The organism is Methylobacterium sp. CM6246 (genome assembly GCF_054818005.1).
On record NZ_JBTXKY010000001.1, the window covers coordinates 5,588,543 to 5,607,890 of the forward strand.

18 protein-coding genes are annotated in these 19,348 nt (G+C 68.7%); 15 read left to right on the forward strand and 3 right to left on the reverse strand.

Annotated features, from left to right (window positions below):
• Nucleotides 1–33: 33 nt before the first annotated feature.
• Nucleotides 34–1,101 (forward strand): 30S ribosomal protein S2, encoded by a 1,068-nt coding sequence (locus ACYQPG_RS27015; RefSeq protein ID WP_419830691.1) that lies wholly within the window; start codon nt 34–36, stop codon nt 1,099–1,101.
• A gap of 118 nt (nt 1,102–1,219) precedes the next feature.
• Nucleotides 1,220–2,146 (forward strand): translation elongation factor Ts, encoded by a 927-nt coding sequence (gene tsf, locus ACYQPG_RS27020; RefSeq protein WP_461232093.1) that lies wholly within the window; start codon nt 1,220–1,222, stop codon nt 2,144–2,146.
• Between the two features lie 216 nt (nt 2,147–2,362).
• Here the strand turns inward: tsf and ACYQPG_RS27025 are convergent, their stop codons facing one another.
• From ACYQPG_RS27025 to ACYQPG_RS27035, 3 genes are all read right to left on the reverse strand, one after another.
• Nucleotides 2,363–2,761, reverse strand: a complete 399-nt coding sequence (locus ACYQPG_RS27025) for a nuclear transport factor 2 family protein (protein ID WP_461232094.1) — start codon at nt 2,759–2,761, stop codon at nt 2,363–2,365.
• Between the two features lie 377 nt (nt 2,762–3,138).
• Nucleotides 3,139–3,954 carry a metallophosphoesterase family protein gene (locus ACYQPG_RS27030; protein ID WP_461232095.1) on the reverse strand — a complete coding sequence of 272 codons (816 nt, stop codon included), beginning with the start codon at nt 3,952–3,954 and terminating at the stop codon, nt 3,139–3,141.
• Complete coding sequence (locus ACYQPG_RS27035; protein WP_461232097.1) at nt 3,951–4,853, reverse strand: diacylglycerol/lipid kinase family protein; 903 nt, start codon at nt 4,851–4,853, stop codon at nt 3,951–3,953. Before ACYQPG_RS27035 ends, ACYQPG_RS27030 begins: the two co-directional genes overlap by 4 nt.
• Before the next feature lie 188 nt (nt 4,854–5,041).
• Here ACYQPG_RS27035 and pyrH point away from each other — a divergent pair, with 188 nt between their 5' ends.
• The 13 genes from pyrH (at nt 5,042) to ACYQPG_RS27100 (ending at nt 19,174) form a co-directional block, all read left to right on the forward strand.
• Entirely contained in the window at nt 5,042–5,764 is a 723-nt protein-coding gene (pyrH, locus tag ACYQPG_RS27040; RefSeq protein WP_147908130.1) for a UMP kinase, read from the forward strand.
• Nucleotides 5,765–5,935: 171 nt separating this feature from the next.
• Nucleotides 5,936–6,499: a ribosome recycling factor gene (gene frr, locus ACYQPG_RS27045; RefSeq protein WP_147855135.1), complete on the forward strand. Its 564-nt coding sequence runs from the start codon at nt 5,936–5,938 to the stop codon at nt 6,497–6,499.
• Between the two features lie 19 nt (nt 6,500–6,518).
• A complete protein-coding gene (locus ACYQPG_RS27050; protein ID WP_461232098.1) occupies nt 6,519–7,376 on the forward strand; it encodes a phosphatidate cytidylyltransferase in 858 nt (285 codons plus the stop codon).
• A 32-nt stretch (nt 7,377–7,408) separates the two neighbouring features.
• On the forward strand, nt 7,409–8,587 hold the full coding sequence (gene dxr / locus ACYQPG_RS27055) for a 1-deoxy-D-xylulose-5-phosphate reductoisomerase (protein WP_461232099.1): 1,179 nt from the start codon (nt 7,409–7,411) through the stop codon (nt 8,585–8,587).
• Between the two features lie 54 nt (nt 8,588–8,641).
• Nucleotides 8,642–9,034 carry a hypothetical protein gene (locus tag ACYQPG_RS27060; RefSeq protein ID WP_461232100.1) on the forward strand — a complete coding sequence of 131 codons (393 nt, stop codon included), beginning with the start codon at nt 8,642–8,644 and terminating at the stop codon, nt 9,032–9,034.
• Between the two features lie 39 nt (nt 9,035–9,073).
• On the forward strand, nt 9,074–10,456 hold the full coding sequence (locus ACYQPG_RS27065; RefSeq protein WP_419830697.1) for a PepSY-associated TM helix domain-containing protein: 1,383 nt from the start codon (nt 9,074–9,076) through the stop codon (nt 10,454–10,456).
• A gap of 25 nt (nt 10,457–10,481) precedes the next feature.
• Nucleotides 10,482–10,874, forward strand: coding sequence for a DUF2946 family protein (locus ACYQPG_RS27070; RefSeq protein WP_147908134.1), 393 nt, complete (start codon nt 10,482–10,484; stop codon nt 10,872–10,874).
• A 65-nt stretch (nt 10,875–10,939) separates the two neighbouring features.
• Nucleotides 10,940–13,252, forward strand: coding sequence for a TonB-dependent receptor family protein (locus ACYQPG_RS27075; RefSeq protein ID WP_461232101.1), 2,313 nt, complete (start codon nt 10,940–10,942; stop codon nt 13,250–13,252).
• Nucleotides 13,253–13,371: 119 nt separating this feature from the next.
• Nucleotides 13,372–14,349, forward strand: a complete 978-nt coding sequence (locus ACYQPG_RS27080) for an ABC transporter substrate-binding protein (protein ID WP_461232102.1) — start codon at nt 13,372–13,374, stop codon at nt 14,347–14,349.
• A complete protein-coding gene (locus tag ACYQPG_RS27085; protein WP_461232103.1) occupies nt 14,349–16,385 on the forward strand; it encodes a sensor histidine kinase in 2,037 nt (678 codons plus the stop codon). Before ACYQPG_RS27080 ends, ACYQPG_RS27085 begins: the two co-directional genes overlap by 1 nt.
• Nucleotides 16,382–16,780 (forward strand): response regulator, encoded by a 399-nt coding sequence (locus ACYQPG_RS27090; protein WP_147908138.1) that lies wholly within the window; start codon nt 16,382–16,384, stop codon nt 16,778–16,780. The genes ACYQPG_RS27085 and ACYQPG_RS27090 overlap by 4 nt, the downstream gene beginning before the upstream one ends.
• Nucleotides 16,777–18,042 carry an adenylate/guanylate cyclase domain-containing protein gene (locus tag ACYQPG_RS27095; RefSeq protein WP_147908139.1) on the forward strand — a complete coding sequence of 422 codons (1,266 nt, stop codon included), beginning with the start codon at nt 16,777–16,779 and terminating at the stop codon, nt 18,040–18,042. Before ACYQPG_RS27090 ends, ACYQPG_RS27095 begins: the two co-directional genes overlap by 4 nt.
• 145 nt (nt 18,043–18,187) lie before the next feature.
• Entirely contained in the window at nt 18,188–19,174 is a 987-nt protein-coding gene (locus ACYQPG_RS27100; RefSeq protein WP_461232104.1) for an ABC transporter substrate-binding protein, read from the forward strand.
• Nucleotides 19,175–19,348 lie beyond the last annotated feature (174 nt).

Here is a 19,348-nt window from a genome sequence, read left to right on the forward strand (position 1 = left end):
TCCGCGGCGGATCCAACCGGAGAGTAAAAAGATATGGCCGTCGATTTCTCTATGCGTCAGCTGCTCGAGGCGGGCGCCCATTTCGGTCACCAGTCGCACCGCTGGAACCCGAAGATGCAGCCGTACATTTTCGGCACCCGCAACAACATCCACATCATCGACCTGGCCCAGACCGTGCCGGCGCTGCATACCGCGCTTCAGGCGGTGAGCGACACCGTGGCCAAGGGCGGCCGGGTGCTGTTCGTCGGCACCAAGCGCCAGGCCGCTGACACGATCGCGGACGCCGCCAAGCGCTCGGCCCAGTACTATGTGAACTCCCGCTGGCTGGGCGGCATGCTCACCAACTGGAAGACCATCTCGGGCTCGATCTCGCGCCTGCGCAAGGTCACCGAGACGCTCGAGACCGGCGGCCCGGGCCTGACCAAGAAGGAGCGCCTGATGCTGTCCCGTGAGAAGGACAAGCTGGAGAAGGCACTGGGCGGCATCAAGGACATGGGCGGCGTGCCGGACCTGCTGTTCGTGATCGACACCAACAAGGAGCAGCTGGCGATCAAGGAGGCCAACCGCCTCGGGATCCCGGTGGCCGCGATCGTCGACACCAATTGCAACCCGGACGGCATCACCCACATCGTTCCGGCCAACGACGACGCCGGCCGCGCCATCGCGCTTTACTGCGACCTGATCGCGAAGGCCGCCATCGACGGCATCTCGCGGGCCCAAGGGTCGTCGGGCGTCGATCTGGGCGCCTCCGAGGAGCCGCAGGCCGAGGAGCTGCCGGCCAACGACGCCGCCGCCGTCTCGGTCGAGTCCGACGCGCTCGATCCGGCCGACGTGGCGATGCTCGCCGAGACCACCGAGCATTTCGAGCTGCTCGCCGCCCCGCGCGGCGCGCCGGACGACCTGACCAAGCTCCACGGCGCCGGTCCGCAGATCGTCCAGAAGCTCAACGATGCCGGCATCTACCACTACTGGCAGATCGCCGCGATGGCGCCCGAGGAGGTCGCTAAGGTCGATTCCGACCTGAAGCTTAACGGCCGCATCGATCGCGACTCGTGGGTCTCGCAGGCTCGCGGCTTCGTCGAGGCCGCCGCCGCGGTGTAAGCCTTCCGGACCTCGCGACGCTCCGGCCATCGGGGTGTCGCGGATCCAACCTTATCGGGCCCGGCCGCTCACCCGCGTGCCGGGCCTCTCTCATCCAGACCATACGAAAGGGACCGCCATGGCCAACATCACCGCCGCGATGGTGAAGGAGCTCCGGGAGAAGACCGGCGCGGGCATGATGGACTGCAAGGGCGCGCTCAACGAGACGCAGGGCGACATCGAGGCGGCCATCGACTGGCTGCGCAAGAAGGGCCTCGCCAAGGCCGCCAAGAAGGCCGGCCGCGTCGCCGCCGAGGGCCTGGTCGCCGTGGAATCCGCCGGCCATCACGCCGCGATCGTCGAGGTCAATTCCGAGACCGACTTCGTCGCCCGCAACGACGCCTTCCAGGCCTTCGCCCGCGAAGCCGCCAAGATCGCCCTCAACACCGACGGCACGCTGGAGGGTCTCCAGGCCGCCCATTTCCCGGGCGCCACTGAGACCGTCTCGGAGAAGCTGCAGAGCCTGATCGCCACAATCGGCGAGAACATGAACTTGCGGCGGGTCGCCAAGCTCGAGATCAAGAAGGGCGTGATCGCTTCCTACGTCCACAGCCAGGTCTCCGACGGCCTCGGCAAGATCGGCGTGCTGGTGGCGCTCGAGTCCGAGGGTGACGTCGAGGCCCTGTCGGCGCTCGGCCGCCAGATTGCCATGCACGTCGCCGCCACCAACCCGGTGGCGCTGGACGCGTCGGGCGTCGACGCCGCAACCCTGGAGCGCGAGTCGAACATCCTGCGCGAGAAGAACGCCGGCAAGCCGGATCACGTGCTCGCCAAGATCGTCGAGAGCGGCCTCAAGAGCTACTACAAGGAGGTCACCCTCCTGGAGCAGCCCTTCGTGCACGACGGCTCGAAGACGGTCAGCCAGGTGCTCAAGGAAGCCGCCGGCAAGGTCGGCGGCGCCGTCGCCCTGACCGGCTTCGTCCGCTACGCCCTGGGCGAAGGCATCGAGAAGGAAGAGGGCCCGAACTTCGCCACCGAAGTCGCCCAGCAGGCCGGCCGCGCCTGATCCTTTTCGGACCTTTGGGTTCGGAAATTCGAAACCCCGCCCGGTGCGAGCCGGGCGGGGTTTCTTATGGGCGGGGCCACGATTTGAACGACGCGGCTTGGCCGTTCCAGGGCGGTGGCGGGCTGGAATCGTTCCCTCGACACCGATCGATTGCTGCCCTCGAGCGGACGCTCATCTCGGCATCTGATGCACCGTGTCGACGTCCAGCACGCGCCACTACTGTGGCGGTGGGTCCAGCATCACCCAAAGGCGCGTAATCCGACCCTCGACGACTTCCGCAACGTCTGAGCCGTTGAGGATGACCGGGCCATCCTGTGGGCCGGCATGCCAGCGCAGAACGCCGAACCCGTGATGCCCGGTCGCAGTGCCATCAGGCACGAAGCGGAAATTTGCCCCGAACTCCTCGAGGAGCTTGCCGGCGACGGCGGAAATTGCGGCGCGCCCCCTGACGACGTCCGCCGGTTCATACATGACCGGATCGGCAACGAAGAGTTCATCCAACGCGTGATCACGCTTGGCGCTGTCGCGTTCGTTGAACACCCGTTCGAGGTTCGCCCGAAGCAGGCGGTCGTAGTCCGGTTCATTTGGCTTCAATGCAGTCGTTCCGTCCGGCACGGCACTTCCTTTCGCGGTGGCAATCCGGGTTGCGAGCGTAACCTCGGATACGGCGAGTTAGAAGGTCCGGACGGGGTCTTGCGAAGAACTGAAGTGCCTGCTTCGGTCCGAACCTTGCCTATGAGCGGCCGGGCTGATCTCCGCCCATCGCTGCCCATAAGACGCTGCGCGGGCTGCGTTCGGATCCTCATCCCCGACGCCCCGTGCTGCAGCGCACACGCGATTCGATACGGCCGCGCTACATGCCGTCCATGGCTTTGAAAACCTTCTCCTACCTGATGATCGGCGTGTTCGCGTCCGGTTTGGTCATGACCCTTCTGGGCTCCGTCGGATTGTTCGCCGGGAGCTGAAACACGGCGCCGGCGTGAACGCTTCAGTCATGCCGGCGCTAGATCGATCCAGGCGCCCCCGTCCCAGACCCGGACCCGGACGGTGGCGCAGCCCTCCGCGACGATGATGCGATTATAGGAATTGGGCTCGTTGCCCCGCAGGCGCGTCGAGGCCGCCGAGCCGGCCTGAATGGTCAGCAGCCGCCCCGGGCGTGCTGGGACCAGAGTCCGGTCGAGCGTATCGGGGACTGATCCCCCTCCTTCCGCGTAGCGCGCATAGTGCCGATGCAGGTGGCCGGCGAGCGTCAGCCCCACGCCGCACCGGCGGAACAAGGCCAAGGCCCGGTCGGCGTGCCCGACCGTGCGCGTTCCCGGGTCCCAGGGCGGCGGCAGGAACGGGTGGTGGCCGACCACGATCTTGAACAGCTGGTCGGGCATCGCACAGAGACGGGCCTCCGCTCGGGCGAGCTGGCTGCGGCGGATCACGCCGTGCGACCAATTCGGCTCCGGCGCCCAGCGCCGTGCGGTGTTGAGGCAGACGACCCCGATCTCGGCGTCCTCAAAGCACGGCTCGGTCTCGGCCGCGATGGCGCGCCGATAGCGCGTGAACGGGGACACGAAGCGCTGGACCAGCCGGAACGGCGAGATGTCGTGGTTGCCCGGCACCCCGATCCAAGGCGTCTTCAGGCGATGGAGGAAGGCGCGGGCCTGCGCGAATTCCGACGGCCGTGCAGCCATGGTGAAGTCGCCAGACGCTACGATCAGGTCCGGCGCATCGGCGTTCAGCTCGTTGATCAGGGCCTCCGCCACGGCCGAGTCGGTACGGCCGAAATGCAGGTCGGAGATGTGACTGATCCGTCTCACCGGCGTTCGCCCATCCCGGGGACGATTACGGTCAGTGCCCGCCGGTGAATCCGGTAGCGCAGCGGAGTCGGGAGCAGCATCACCTCGCCGTCGTTCATGACCCGCAGCGCCCGGGTCTCCGATGCGATGGTCAGGTTGGCGGCCGGCAGCCGTTCCACGTCCGGCAGCCGCCGCCAGTCGCCCAACGCGAAGCCGAGGGCGAGGCGGAGGGTTCGCACCAGCGAGAGCTGCGACAGGACGTAGAGGGTGAGCTGCCCGGCATCGTTCGGTGACCGCACCAGAACGTGGCCGGGCCGCTCGACATAGTCGCCGATCACCACCGCCAGCAGCCGGGACCGCCAGGTTCGCGCTACGCCGTCGATCGTGCCGGTCACGGTCAGCCGCGGATAGCGTACGAGATGGCGCAAAACCCCGTGGATCCAGCGCAGCAGGCTGCGCGAGCCGAGTTGCCGGCGATGGACTTCCCGGTGCCGCGTCACCCGCGCCGGCAGGCCGAGCACAGAGTTGATCAGGAACGTGCGGCCATTGACCTCACCGACGTGGATCCGCCGCCGGGTGCCCGAGACGAGGGCCGCCACCGCGGCATCGATATCGAGCGGCACGCCGAGGTCACGGGCCAGGAGATTCAGGGTGCCGAGCGGCAGGATGCCGAGTGGCGTCGCTTTCCCGACGAGGGCGGCGGCCGCGCACGCGATGGTGCCGTCGCCACCAGCGACCACCAGGGCGTCGATGCCCGGCTCCGACGCGGCGGCGGCGATCCGTACCGGCAGAGCCGCCCCGCGGTCGGCCTCCCCCAGGGGCTCGATCCCGGCCGCCACGAGCTTCTCCCGGATCGCCTCCGGCGTCGTGCCGGACGCCACGGCCCCGGACGCGACGTTAATGACGAGTGCGATGCGCATGAAATCCCGGGTGGTCATCCCGATGGCGTGCCCCGCTCCTCTGCCAAAGCTGCACGTCGATCGCGTGTCGGTGGGACTTCGTCCCCGTGATCCCCGCCGGGATCGGCGTCCGCCCCTCGACGCCGATCCCGCGGCTGACGTAGAAGCCTCGCGGGTTCGGGTGATGCGGTATGGAACCGGAGATCGAGATGCCGGAAGCGACGCCGTTTCGCCGTATCCTCCTCAAGCTGTCGGGCGAGGCCCTGGCCGCCCCGGACGGCTACTGGCTCCATCCGCCGACGCTGGCGGCACTCGCCGAGGACATCGCCCGCACGATCGAGTCCGGGGCCGAGATCGCCATTGTGGTCGGCGGCGGCAACATGATCCGTGGCGCCCGCATCTCGGCGGCCGGCTGGATCGACCGGGCCACGGGTGATTCCCTAGGCATGATGGCCACCGTGATGAACTCACTGGCGATCGAGACCGCGCTCAACGCTGCGGGCGTGCCGGCCCGGACCATGTCGGCGGTATCGATGCCGACGATCTGCGAGACCTATGCCCGCCAACCGGCCCTGCACCACCTCGACAAGGGTCAGGTGGTGGTCCTGGCCGGCGGAACCGGCAACCCGTTCTTCACCACCGACACGGCCGCGGTGCTGCGCGCCGCCGAGTTGCGCTGCGACGCCGTGCTCAAGGCCACGCAGGTCGATGGCGTCTACTCGGCCGACCCCAAGAAAGACCCGCACGCCACGCGCTACGACCGCCTGACCCACGACGAGGCGATCGCCCGCGACCTCAAGGTGATGGACACCGCAGCCTTCGCGCTCGCCCGCGAGAGCCGGCTGTCGATCGTGGTCGGCTCGCTGCATCCGCCGAGCTCGATCGCCGGGATCCTGTCCGGCGAGGCACCCTCGACCCTCGTGGCGCCTTGATCCGGCCCGCGACGCGCGCTCCTCGACGCGCATCGTTGGTGTCCAAAAACAGGTCGTCACCTTTCGGGACGATGCTCCAGAGGTTTGCGGCACCGGGAAAATTCCGCCATTGAGGCCGCGACTGCCCGTACTGGGCGAGAAGACGACGTCAGATCTGTCGGGACCACCACCATGGCCACACCGGAATTCGACCTCAACGACATCAAGCGCCGCATGCAGGGCGCGGTCGCGTCGCTCTCCAAGGATCTCGGATCCCTGCGGACCGGACGCGCCACGCCCTCGCTGCTCGATCCGATCCAGGTCGATGCCTACGGCTCTTCGATGCCGATGGCACAGGTCGCAACCGTGAGCGTGCCGGAGCCGCGGCTCCTCTCGATCTCGGTCTGGGACCGCAGCATGGTCACCGCCGTCGAGAAGGCGATCCGCGAATCCGATCTCGGCCTCAACCCGCAAACTGAGGGCCAGACCATCCGGCTGCGCATCCCCGAGATGAACGAGCAGCGCCGCAAGGAGATGGTCAAGGTCGCCCACAAGTACACCGAGGAGGCGCGCGTCGCCGTGCGCCACGTCCGCCGGGATGGGCTCGACCACCTCAAGAAGCTCCTGAAGGACAGCGCCATCTCGGAGGACGACGAGAAGCGCCAGGCTGCCGACGTCCAGAAGGCGACCGACCAGTACATCGCCGAGATCGACGGCGTGCTCGCCTCGAAGGAGAAGGAGATCATGCACGTCTGAGGCGAAGGCCGAGACGCGCGTGACCCCCACCGCCCCACCGGTCGCACGCCCCTCCGGGCAGCGCGAACTCTGGCTGCGCGTCGCCTCGGGCGTGGTGCTCGCCCCCGCGATCCTGGCGGCCCTCGTCTATGGCGGCTGGCCGTTCGCCGGGATCTGGCTCGCTGCCGGCATCATCGGCTTCGCCGAGTGGATGGTGATGAGCCGCACCGAGCCGTGCGAGGTGCTGATCGCGCTCGGCGCGGCGACGCTCGCCGCCCTCCTGCTGTGCCAGCGTGGCGGCGCACCCGCCCTCGCCTGCATCGCCGTCCTGCTCCTCGGGGCCGCGGCCTGCGCCACGGTGGCCCGCACCGCCTCCGGCCGCCTGCGTGTGCTCGCCGGCGTACTCGGGGCGGCCGCGATCGCCTCGGTGCCCGTGGCCCTGCGCGACGATCCCGGGATCGGCCTCATTGGCCCGGCCTGGATGTTCGCCGTGGTCTGGTCCACCGACATCGCCGCCTACTTCGCCGGCCGCAAGATCGGCGGCCCGAAGCTGATGCCCCGGGTTTCGCCCAACAAGACCTGGTCGGGCGCCATCGGCGGCCTGATCGGCGCCGTCGTGGCCGGGTCGCTTGCGGCCATGGCAGCCGACCTCGCCGGTCTGGAACTGCCGAGCGCCGCTTCCTTGCCGATGGTCGCCGGGGTGAGCGCCCTGGCCTCCGTGCTGAGCCAGGCCGGCGACCTTGTGGAGTCCGGTCTGAAGCGCCGCTACGGGGTCAAGGATTCGAGCAAGATCATCCCGGGCCATGGCGGCGTCATGGACCGGCTCGACGGGTTTTTCGCAGTCGCCGTGCTGGCCGGGCTCTATCTCGCCCTGCGCGGGAGCGGCCTGATCCCATGACGCTATTCCATGACGATGAGGGAGTTTAACCCGTGACCCAGATCGTCACCGTGTTCGGCGCCACCGGCTCGATCGGCCGCTCCACCGCCGACCTGCTCGCCCAGCATCCGGACCGGTTCCGCACCGGCGCCGTCGTCGGCGGTCGCGACGCCATCGCGCTGGCCAAGGTCGCGCGCGAGCTCGGCGCATCCTTCGCGGCGCTGGCCGACGAGACCGCTGGCCCGGCGCTGGCCGAGGCGCTCTCGGGCAGCGGCATCGCCAACGGAGCCGGCGAGAGCGCTGTGATGGAGGCCGCCGCCCGGGACGCCGACATCGTGGTCGCCGCGGTGAGCGGCGCCGCCGGTCTTAAATCGACCCACGCCGCGCTCCGGCTAGGCCGCAAGGTCGCGCTCGCCAACAAGGAGAGCCTGGTCTGTGCCGGCGACGCCTTCATGCGCGACGCCACGCGCTACGGCGCCACGATCCTGCCGATGGATTCCGAGCACGACGCCCTGAGCCAGGCGCTCGCCGGCCGGCCGCTGGCGGATGTCCGCACCATGATGATCACGGCGTCCGGCGGCCCGTTCCGGACCTGGACCCGCGAGCGGATCGCCGCCGCCTCCGCCACCGAGGCCGCGGCCCATCCGACCTGGTCGATGGGCATGAAGATCAACATCGATTCGGCCAGCCTGATGAACAAGGGTCTGGAGCTGATCGAGGCCCACCACCTGTTCGGCATCGAGCCCGAGCGCCTGGACGTGGTCGTGCACCCGCAATCGGTGATCCACGGCCTCGTCTACTGGCTCGACGGCGCCGTGACCGCGGAGCTGGCCCTGCCCGACATGCGCGTGCCGATCTCGCATTGCCTCGGGCTCGGCGACCGCCTGACCATCGCCCGGGGCCGGCCCCTGGATCTCGTGAAGCTCGGCGCGCTGACCTTCGAGGCGGCCGACGAGGAGCGCTTTCCGTGCCTGCGCATCGCCCGGGCGGCGCTGGCCGCTGGCGGTGCGGCGCCCACCGTGATGAACGCGGCCAACGAGGTGGCGGTGGCAGCCTTCATCGCCGGCCGGATCGGATTCTACGGCATCAGCGACATCGTCGAGCGGGCCTGCGAACACTTCGCCGGCCCGTACCGCACGGCACCCGCCGACGTGGACGAGGCGCTGGCTATCGACGCCCATGTCCGGGTCTGGAGCACCGAGGCGCTGCCGGAGTTGCGCGCAGCCGGCTGAACGAACGTCGCGTGGGAAGCCGCTTCCGCGCTTCCGGCATCCCGTTGACGGCAGGTGGCGGAGACGCCTAACAACGACGCCATGCGCCGGTGCCTGCCCCAGACGGTTCAAGGCCGCGCGATCATCGGGATGGTCGCGCTCTACGCGCTGTTGCTTCAGGCTTTCCTCGGCTTTGCGACGCCGGCCCGCGCGGTCGGGCTGCCCGGTGCGGTCCTGTGCGCCGAGCACGGCTCGGGGGCGCCGGACAACGAAACTGTCGCGCACCACGCCCATCCGTGTTGCACGCTCGTGCAGGCCGGAAGTGTCGCGCTGCCCGTGCCCGAGCCGGCGTTGGTCGTGTGGCCGTTCGCGCCGGCTTCGCGCCTCGCCTGGCAGCCGGAAGCCGAGCGCCCGAAGACGGGCCCGCCGCGCACCGCCACCTCCGCCCGAGGTCCGCCCGCCGCCTGACGATCCCGCTTCCCGATCGTTCAGGCCCGGACCGTTCCCATGTCGATTCTTCTGCACGGCGATGCCCCAGTGTTCGGGGCCGTCGCCGCTCTGCGCGCATCCCGCGAGGCCGTCTATCGTGCCGTGTGGCGCTGGCACTTCTACGCCGGCCTGCTGTGCCTGCCGTTCCTGATCACCCTGTCGGCCACCGGGGCGCTCTACCTGTTCAAGGACGAGATCAACGGCAGCCTGTTCGCCTACCGGACCCGCGTGGCCGTCCAGGCGACGGCACCGCTCGGGCCGGACCGCCTGATCTTCAACGCCCTGCAGGCCGAACCGGATGGGGTACCGGTCTCCTATGCGGACCCGGCCGCACCCGACGCATCGGCGGTGGTCACGCTGTCCGAGGGGGGACGCAAGCGCCTCGTCTACCTCGATCCCTATACCGGCTCGGTGCTCGACCGTGTGGATCGCGACGGCGAGTTCATGATGGTGGTGCGGCAGCTGCACAGCCTCAGCTATTTCGGCGCCTTGGCCAACGCGGTGATCGAAGTTGTGGCGGGCTTCGCCATCATCCTGGTCGTCACCGGCCTGTACCTGTGGTGGCCGCGCGGCCAGGGCGGCGGCATCGTCAGCCTGCGGGGTACGCCGCGCCGCCGGGTCTGGTGGCGCGACCTGCACGCGGTGACCGGGCTCGTGGCTGGCAGCGGCCTGCTGTTCCTGGCGATCACCGGATTACCCTGGTCGATCTGGTGGGGGCAGCAGCTCCGGACCTGGTCGAACGCTGCAGGCCTTGGCCAGCCGGCGATCCTGTGGGCCGGCAAACCGGTCTCGAGAGTGCCGCTGCGCGCGCGGCTGCCGGATGCGGGCTGGACCTTGCAGGATGCGCCGGTGCCGCGCTCGCTGCCGGCTGGGCGGACGGCTGAACCGATCGGGATCGATCAGGCGGCGGACATTCTCACGCGGCTCGGGATGGAGCGGGGCTACGAACTCGCGCTCCCGGTCGGAGTCGACGGCGTCTACGCGGCCGCCGTCTACCCGCACGACGTCGCGCAGCAACGGATGATCTCCCTCGATCAGTACACCGGCGCACCTTTGGTCGACGTCCACTTTGCCGACCTCGGCTCGGTCGCGCGCGCGATCCAGTATGGGATCGGCATCCACAAGGGAGAGCATTGGGGCCGGATCAACCAGTTCGCCATGCTGGCGTTCTGCCTTGCCACGATCCTGCTCGCCGTCACCGCCGCCACGATGTGGTGGAAGCGGCGCCCAGCCGGCGGACTCGGTGTGCCGCCCTGGCCGCGGGACCGGCGGGTGGTGGCGACCGTCGCCCTGGTGATCGCCGGGCTCGGCGTGCTGTTTCCCCTGACCGGACTCGCGATCCTGGGCATGCTCACGATCGACTGCGCCGTTCAGGTCGCCCACCGGCGTAGGACCGCCTGACTCCAGACTGACGGGCTCGACGCCCGTGACGACCGATTTCGCGCATCCTGGGACGCGTACCCGATTCCTCGGAGCCGGGCTGATCCTGCTCGCCCTCTGGGTGCAGGCGCTCGCCCCGATGGCCGCTCTGCGGATGGCGTTGACCGCACCCGGGATGCTGCCCGGGGCGATCCTGTGCGGTCACCCGGCGGGAGACGACGCGATCAGCGCCACCGTGGAGCAACCGGTCGCGCCCCCGGCCTGTGAGGTCTGTCGGCTGTGTCGCGCCGGGATCGTCCCCCCGCCCCTTACGGGCAGCCCCACCGTCGCCCGGCCGCTGCGCTGGATCGCGGTGGCGTGGCCGATTCCGCCCCCATCGCGGCCGGACGCGCCACAGCGCATCACCGGCCAACCCCGGGCGCCGCCCCTCATCGCCTGATCACGTGCGCTCCCGTGCGGCGACTGTGCCGTCCGGTCCCCAGATCGATCAGACGAGAATTCAGGATGTTGATCCACCAGAATGCCGCGCGGTTCGGCGCGTTGGCCCTGCTGTTCGGCGGCGGCGCCCTCCCCGCCTCGGCGCAGCAATCCGTCACGCTCGACGAACTCTCCGTAGAGGGTGCGGCCAATCCCGGCTCCGGGCGGACCGCCATCGCGTCACCCTTCGGCATCGCCGCCCCTCCCGGCTCGGCCCCGTCGGTCATCGAGCACCCGGTCGGCCAGGTGGTCACCGGGATCGGCCGCGAAAACACTATCGCCGATCGCCCCGCGACCAGCATCGGTTCGGTGCTCGCCAACAGCCCGGGCGTCACCGTCCGCCAGGGCAATGGCGGGCGCGACGTGATCATCTCGATCCGGGGAAACAATGCCCGGTCCACCGGGGTGATCAAGAATACGGTGGTGCTGGAGGACGGCTTCATCCTCACTCAGCCCGATGGCGCGTCCCGCTTCGACTTGACCGACCCGCGGGCCTACAGCCGCATCGACGTGTTCCGCGGACCGCAATCGCCCCTGTTCGGCAACTATGCCACGGGCGGCGCCATCGCGTTCCGCACCCGCACCGGCCGCGAGATCGACGGCTACGAGATCGGCACCGACGCGGGCAGCTTCGGCTACCTGAACACCTACTTCACCGTCGGCAAGGCCAGCGGGCCGTTCGAGATCAGTCTGTTCGCCAGCGACGTCCGCGCCAACGGGTATCAGGATCATTCGAGCTTCAACACGCAGACCATCAACCTGCTCGCCAGCTACACGCCGACGCCGGACAACCGCTTCACCCTGAAGGTCATCAACAACAACCTCGACACGAATCTCGCGGCCCGCTCCTCCCTGGCGCAGTACCGGATCAATCCGTACCAACGCGGCTGCGCGGCGGCCGCGATCGCTGCCCCGGGCTGCACGACCTTCAGCCTGTTCCGCAACGGAGCATTCGGTGCGACCGTGCCGGTCACCGCCGACGAGGGCGCGTTCGGCCGCAAGGACCGGCGCACGGTCGTGGCGGCACGCTGGGAGCACGACATCGACGCGTTCACCACCTGGCGCACGCAGCTCGGCTTCGACGAACGCAACTTCAACCAGCCGTTCTACACGACCTCGGGCCGCGGCTCGTTCCCGGCCTGGAACTTCCTGACCGACCTGACGCGGCGCGGCGACCTGTTCGGCCTGCCGGCGGTGGGCTACGTCGCGCTCGCCTACAACACGATCGACAACCACAGCACGACCTACAACCGGGCGCCCTATGGCGGCCCGAGGCTCGGGGCGCTGATCGGCGTCCAGGACGCGGTGCAGTCGAATCTCGGCGGGCGGGCGCGGCTGGAGCTCGCCCTGTCTGACCGGTGGACCGGCGTGCTCGGGATCAGCGCCGAGGATACAGCCATCACCGGCCGCAACCTCGCCTACAGCTACACCGCCGGGGGAGCGACCCGGACGGTGGCGGATGCCGACCGCAATTTCCTGAACGTCGCCCCCGAGATCGCGCTGGTCTACCGGCCGGACGAGACCTGGGCGCTCCGGGGCCGGGTCGCCACCGGGTACACCACGCCGGCCGCCAGCAACCTGTTCGTCACATCGGCCGGCCTGCCGGGCAACAACACCCAGCTTCAGACCCAGGAGAATCTCGGCTTCGACCTCGGGGCGGATTGGAGCCCGACCGAGACGTTGCGTTTCAGCGTGACCGGCTTCTACGAGTTCTTCCGCAACGAGCTGGTCTCGCAATCGCCGGGCGCTGGCCTGTTGTCCTACACGTTCAACGCGCCGGCCTCAGAGCATCGGGGCCTCGAGGTCGGGGCCGACTGGGCCTTCGCGCCGGGCTGGCGTGGGGTCCTGGCCTACACGTTCGATGACCAGATCTACACGCGGTACACCGAGCAGCTGAGTGCCGGCAGCTTCACGCGCCGGTTCGACCGGGCGGGCAACCAGATCCCCGGCGTGCCGGCCCACCAGCTCCTGGCCCGGGTCGGCTACGACGTGCCGGCGGGGCCGCTGGCCGGGCTCGGGGCGTTCGTCGAGACGGTGGTGCAGGGCGATTTCTACATCGACAACGCCAACCAGCTGAAGGCACCCGGCTTCGCGATCGTCAACGCCAACGTGCACTATGCGACGGAGCTGACCGGCGGCTACGCGAAGCGGCTGAACCTCTACCTGGAGGTGCGCAACCTGTTCGACACGACCTACGCCGCATCGGCCCAGACGATCGCCAACTCACTTAGCGGCACGACCGGCCTCCAGAACGGCGCCGCCGTACTGGCGACCACCACGGGGTCCGTGTTCGCAGGTGCGCCACGCAACATCGTCGGGGGGATGCGCCTGGCATTCTGATAACCGCGTCCAGGGCTCAGCCTTGGTGGCGTGGGCAAGCGTGCCGTAAGTTCTCGATCGGGCGTCGGGGGGAATCAGGGTTTGGGTCGCGATGGCGGAAGCACCGGCGCGGTGATCGGATGAGGCGGCGCAGCGTCCTTGCCGGGTTGTCGTGGGCCGCTGCGGGATGGCCGCTGGCTGCACCGGCCGAGGAGCAAGCCCGGGTGACGGCGCTCTGGCCGTTCGCGGACGGCGGCACCGAGGGCCGCACCCTCTCGGCCCTGTTCCGGGCGGCCCTGCGCGATCACGGCCGCGCGGACTTGCGCGTCGAGGACCGCTGGGGTGGGGCGGATGTGGAGCATACCCGCGCCTTGGCGGCCGAGATCGTGCGGTCGGAGCCGCGCGTGATCTTCGCGTTCCTGAACGCGCAGCTCTCCGCCGTGTCGTCCCTGACCCGAACGATTCCGATCATCTTCGTCGGTGCCTCCGACCCGGTCGGGTCCGGATACGTCGCCAGCCTTCAGAGACCGGGCGGCAACGTCACCGGCTTCACCCTGTACGAGGCGTCTCTGGCCGGGAAATGGCTGGCGGCCCTCAAGGAAGCGCTGCCGACGATCAGACACGTCGCGCTCTTGTCCAATGCCAACACGGAAATCCGGCGCGGCAACTTCTATTCCGAGGCGCTCCGGACGGCGGCGGCCTCCCTCGGCATCGAGACGGATGTCGTCATGGTCAGCCATGCCGACGCGATCGAGCCGCTCGTCGCGGATCTGGGGCGCCGGGGCGAGGCCGGGCTGATCGTGGCCCCGGGGACGTTCAGCGAGGCCAACGGTGACCGCATCGTCGCTCTGACGGCTCAGCATCGCGTCCCGGCGGTATTCGCGATCCGGCGCTTCGCGCATCGCGGCGGCCTGATGTCGTACGGTCCCGACCCGGCGGATGCCGTGCGCCGTGCGGCGGCTTACGTGGATCGCATCCTCCACGGCGAGAAGCCAGCGACCCTGCCGGTGCAGGCGCCGACGAAGTTCGACTTCATCGTGAACCTGAAGACGGCACGGACACTGGGACTGGAGATCTCGTCGGCGCTGCTCGCCCAAGCGGACGAGATCGTCGAATGATGCGGGTGGACCCTGTCCCTGCGCCTGCGGGCCTGGAGATCCGGGCCCGACGCTTCCGCCTGCCGCTGGCGGCGAAGTTCGCGGTCGCCTTTGTGGGCCTCGTGACCCTGGTGCTGCTCATCAACGGCGTGGTCGACCTGCTGCTGAATTACGGCGACGCCAAACGAACCGCGATCGAGGTTCAGCGCGAGAAGGCGCACGCGGCTGCCGAGCGGGTCGAATCCTTCATCTCCGAGATCGAGAGCCAAATCGGCTGGACCACCCGGGCCGAATGGCGCCGCATCACTCCGGAACAGCAGCGCTACGACTTCATCCGACTGCTGCGGCAGGCGCCCGCGATCACGGAGGTCGCCTATCTCGATCCGAGCGGCAGGGAGCAGCTGCGGATCTCGCGCCTGGAACCTGACGTCGTCGGCAGCGGCAAGGATTTCTCGACGGCGCCACGCTTCATCCAAGCGCTCGCCGAGAAGGTCTGGTTCGGCCCGGTCTATTTCCGGCGGGGATCCGAGCCGTACATGACCGTCTCGGTCGCCCATACCGGGCGCAACCCCGGCGTCACCGTGGCCGAGGTCAACCTGAAGCTGATCTGGGACGTGGTCAGCAGCATCCACAACGGCGCGGGCGGCTACGCCTTCGTGGTGACAGCCAGCGGGCGGCTGATCGCGCACCCGGATCTGAGCCTCGTCCTGCGGGACACGGACCTCTCCACCCTGCCGGAGGTCGCGACCGCCCTGGCGGCCCGCCGGACCGGCGCCAATCCGGACACGACGGATTACGGGATCGCCACCGCGTTCGACGGTGGCTCGGTGCTGGCGGCCCATGCCGCCATCCCGCGGGTCGACTGGATCGTGTTCGTGCAGGTGCCGCTGAGCGAGGCGATGGCGCCGCTCTACGCCTCAGTGGTCCAGACCCTAGCCCTGATGGGTCTCGGCGTGATGCTTGCGACGGTCGCCGGGACCTTCCTCGCCCACCGCCTGGTCGTGCCGATCCGCCAGCTCGAGGACGGCGCGGAACGCTTCGGATCCGGTGACCTGTCGGAGCGCATCGTGATCCGCACCGGCGACGAGATCGAGACCCTGGCCGACCGATTCAACCTGATGGCGAGCCGCGTCCAGGAATCCTACGAGACTCTGGAAGCCAAGGTCGAGGAGCGGACCCACGACCTCAACAAGTCCCTCGACGATCTTCACAAGGCGCAGGACCGGCTGGTCCAGTCCGAGAAGCTCGCCTCTTTGGGGCAGCTCACCGCGGGGATCGCCCACGAGATCAAGAACCCCCTGAACTTCGTGAACAATTTCGCGTCCCTGTCCTCCGAACTTGTCGAGGAACTGCAGGAGGCGCTTCAGCCCGCCGCGCTCGATCCGAAGATCCGCGAGGAGGTCGACGAGATCGCCGATCTGCTCAAGGGCAACCTCGGAAAGGTCGTGCAGCACGGCCAGCGCGCCGATTCAATCATCAAGAACATGCTGCTGCACTCCCGTTCCGGGTCCGGCGAGCACCGCATGGTCGACATCAACGCCCTGGTCGAAGAGAGCCTGAACCTCGCCTATCACGGCGCCCGCGCGGCCCAGCCGGACTTCAACATCACCCTGAACCGCAATCTCGATCCGGCGGCCGGCGCCGCGGATGTTTACCCGCAGGAATTGACCCGCGTCCTCTTGAACCTGATGTCGAACGGATTCTACGCCACCGAGAAGCGCAAGACCGTGGAAACCGGGCCGGGTTACGAGCCTTCCCTGTCGGTGACGACCCGCGATCTGGGCGAGAGCGTCGAAATCCGTGTGCGCGACAACGGCACCGGCATCCCGGACAGCGTCAAGGCCAAGATGTTCGATCCGTTCTTCACGACCAAGCCGGCCGGAGAAGGTACGGGCCTCGGCCTGTCCCTGAGCCACGACATCCTGGTGAAGCAGCATGGCGGGGCCATCGACGTGGCCACCGAGGCCGGCCAGTTCACCGAATTCACGATCACGCTGCCGCGCGACGGCGCAAAGGCCGCGCAGCTGATCGTCGCCGCGGAAAAGAGCGAGCCATGAACGTCATCATCCTCGTCGTGGACGATGAGCCCGATGTCACCGACCTGTTCCGGCAGCAGTTTCGCCGCGAGTTGCGCGCCGGGCGTTTCGCTATGGAATTCGCGCATTCGGCTCCCGAGGCCCTGGCCTGCGTGAAAGCCGCGGACGGAGCCAGCCTGATCCTGATGTTCTCCGACATCAACATGCCGGGCATGACCGGGCTGGAGCTCCTCCCGCTCGTTCGGGCCGCACGCCCCAACGTCCCGGTGATCATGATCACAGCCTACGGCGACGCGGAGACGCGCGAGAAGGTCCTGGCGGGCGGCGCGGTGGATCTGATCACCAAGCCGATCGACTTCGACCTGCTGCGGGGTGAGATCGACCGTCGCCTGGCCTCCATCGCGGGGACGGCATGATCGCCGAGGCACCGCCGGCAAAGATCCTGGTCGTCGACGACGAGCCGGATCTCGAGGCGCTGATCACCCAGAAGTTCCGCCGTCAGATCCGCGACGGCCAGGTCGGATTCCTGTTCGCGCATGACGGCAACGAGGCGCTCAACCTGCTGGCCGAGAACTGCGACGTCGACATGGTCGTATCCGACATCAACATGCCGGGGATGGACGGGCTGACGCTGCTCGCCAAGCTGCAGGAATCCGACGACAAGCCCTCGACGATCATCGTCTCGGCCTACGGAGACATGGCCAACATCCGCACCGCCATGAATCGCGGGGCGTTCGACTTCCTCACGAAGCCGATCGATTTCACCGATTTCGAGACCACCATCGCGCGGACGCTCCGGCACGTCGGGACACTGCGCGAGGGTCGCCGGAGACAGATGCTGGCCGAGCGCGCGCACGCCTCCCTGGCGCGCTACTTTTCGCCCAATCTCGCCGAACGCCTGGCCGGCGACGCGTCGGGCCTGGAACTCGGCGGCGCGCGGCGCGAGGTGGCCTCGCTGTTCACCGACATCGCCGGGTTCACCAGTTTGGTCGAGAGCCTGGACCCGACCCAGCTCGCCGAAATCCTGAACGGTTACTTCGCCGAGATGACCGATCTCGTGTTCGCGCACGAGGGCACGGTCGCCAAGATCGTCGGAGATGCCATCCACGTCCTCTTCGGGGCCCCCGGCGACCAACCAGACCATGCCGCGCGGGCGGTCGCCTGCGCGCTCACCCTCGACACCGCCTCCGAGGCTTTCCGGGCCCGCTGGCGGGACAGGGGGATCGAGATCGGCGCGACCCGGATAGGCGTTCATGCCGGGCCGGCCATCGTGGGCAATTTCGGGGGGGGCCGGTATTTCGACTACACGGCCTACGGCGACACCATCAACACGTCCGCACGTCTCGAGAACGCCAACAAGGCTTTCGGCACGCGGATCTGCGTCAGCCAGAGCGTGGTGATCCGGACGGAGCAGTTCCGCGGGCGCCCGGTCGGCGATCTCGTCCTGCGCGGCAAGCAGGGGGCGCTGCGTGCGTTCGAGCCGTTGACCGAGGCCGAGTACGACGCGGCGATGCTGGACCGTTATCTCGATGCCTTCGCCAAGCTGGAGGCGGGTGAGGCCGGCGCCATGCCGGCTTTCGCAGCCTTGATCGGGCTTCGGCCCGACGATGCCCTGTCGGCGTTCCATCTCAAGCGCCTGCTCAACGGCGCGTCCGGAACGCGCATCGAAGTCCGTTGAGCCCGATCATGCCCTCGACCCGCAGTCCGCGATGGCCGACACGCGAAATACGGTTCTCTGTCAATCGAGCAGCAGGCGGGATGGCGCGTCCTTCGATCGGCCGACCGCGCAACTGCCTCAGCCGGAGTTCTCCGGGAATACGCGCATGAGGCGACGCGACGTCCTTGTGGGCCTCGGCGGTGCCGTCGCCTGGCCCGCGGCCGGATGCGGCCAGACCCCGGCTCGGCGCCGTCTCGGTGTCCTCCTGGTCTACGACGAGGGTCATCCGGATGTGTCGATCATTGTCGGCACGCTCAAGGACAGCCTGCAGAAGCTCGGCTGGACCTGGGGCCAGAACCTCGCCGTGGACCTGCGGTACGGCGACGGCGACAGCGCGAAGATGCGCCGGCAGGCCGACGAGATCCTGGCGGCCAAGCCCGATCTGGTCTTCGCGCAAGGTGTCGTGGGGACGACGGCCCTTCAGCAGGCGACCACGACCACACCGGTGGTGTTCATCCAAGCGCAGGATCCGGTCGGCGGCGGCCTGGTCGCCAGCCTGTCGCGTCCAGGCGGCAACCTGACCGGGTTCACGAATTTCGACTACACATTCGTCGGTAAGTGGTTGCAGCTCCTCAAGGAACTCAGCCCCGGCGTGACGCGGGCGCGCGCCATCATCAATCCGGATTACCGCACGCGGTTTGCCGGCTACAGTGCCGAGCTCGCCCGGATCGGCCCGGAACTTCACATCCAGGCCGAGGCCAGCGGCGTCCACGACGCGGCCGAGATCGTACGGGCGATCACTACCTTCGCCGAGGAACCTCATGGCGGTCTGATCGTGCTGCCGGATGCGATCACCGGAGTCTACAGCCGGCAGATCATCGACTTGACCGCCCGGCAACGCATGCCTGCGGTCTACGCCTACGCGGCCCAGGTCCGCATGGGCGGGCTCGCGGCCTACACGACCAGTGTGGCCCGGGACGTCCAGCAGGCCGCCGGCTACATCGACCGGATCCTGCGCGGGGCGTCCGTCGGCGACCTGCCGGTGCAGGCGAGCGAGCGCTTCATGACCCTGATCAACCTGAAAACCGCCGCGTCCCTCGACTTGACGATCACGCCGTCGCTCCTCGCGACGGCCGACGAGGTGATCGATTAGCACAGATGGTGGTTTCGGGCGGCACCTGGCGCGCACTTAACCGCGCGACACCGCGATGATCGACACGATGTCCGCAGGCGCCTCCAACCATGCAGAACGCCGCGCATTCGTGAACGGCACGAACCGGTCTCGTGGTTCTCCTCCAGCTCTTTGTCCTGGACGGAACCCGCGCAC

Coding starts and splice junctions, on each gene's coding strand:
- frr (WP_147855135.1), top strand. CDS start 5,936: ATGGCCACACCGGAATTCGACCTCAACGACATCAAGCGCCGCATGCAG.
- ACYQPG_RS27080 (WP_461232102.1), top strand. CDS start 13,372: ATGAGGCGGCGCAGCGTCCTTGCCGGGTTGTCGTGGGCCGCTGCGGGA.
- tsf (WP_461232093.1), top strand. CDS start 1,220: ATGGCCAACATCACCGCCGCGATGGTGAAGGAGCTCCGGGAGAAGACC.
- ACYQPG_RS27065 (WP_419830697.1), top strand. CDS start 9,074: ATGTCGATTCTTCTGCACGGCGATGCCCCAGTGTTCGGGGCCGTCGCC.
- ACYQPG_RS27095 (WP_147908139.1), top strand. CDS start 16,777: ATGATCGCCGAGGCACCGCCGGCAAAGATCCTGGTCGTCGACGACGAG.
- ACYQPG_RS27075 (WP_461232101.1), top strand. CDS start 10,940: ATGTTGATCCACCAGAATGCCGCGCGGTTCGGCGCGTTGGCCCTGCTG.
- ACYQPG_RS27035 (WP_461232097.1), bottom strand. CDS start 4,853: ATGCGCATCGCACTCGTCATTAACGTCGCGTCCGGGGCCGTGGCGTCC.
- ACYQPG_RS27100 (WP_461232104.1), top strand. CDS start 18,188: ATGAGGCGACGCGACGTCCTTGTGGGCCTCGGCGGTGCCGTCGCCTGG.
- pyrH (WP_147908130.1), top strand. CDS start 5,042: ATGCCGGAAGCGACGCCGTTTCGCCGTATCCTCCTCAAGCTGTCGGGC.
- ACYQPG_RS27085 (WP_461232103.1), top strand. CDS start 14,349: ATGCGGGTGGACCCTGTCCCTGCGCCTGCGGGCCTGGAGATCCGGGCC.
- ACYQPG_RS27015 (WP_419830691.1), top strand. CDS start 34: ATGGCCGTCGATTTCTCTATGCGTCAGCTGCTCGAGGCGGGCGCCCAT.
- ACYQPG_RS27090 (WP_147908138.1), top strand. CDS start 16,382: ATGAACGTCATCATCCTCGTCGTGGACGATGAGCCCGATGTCACCGAC.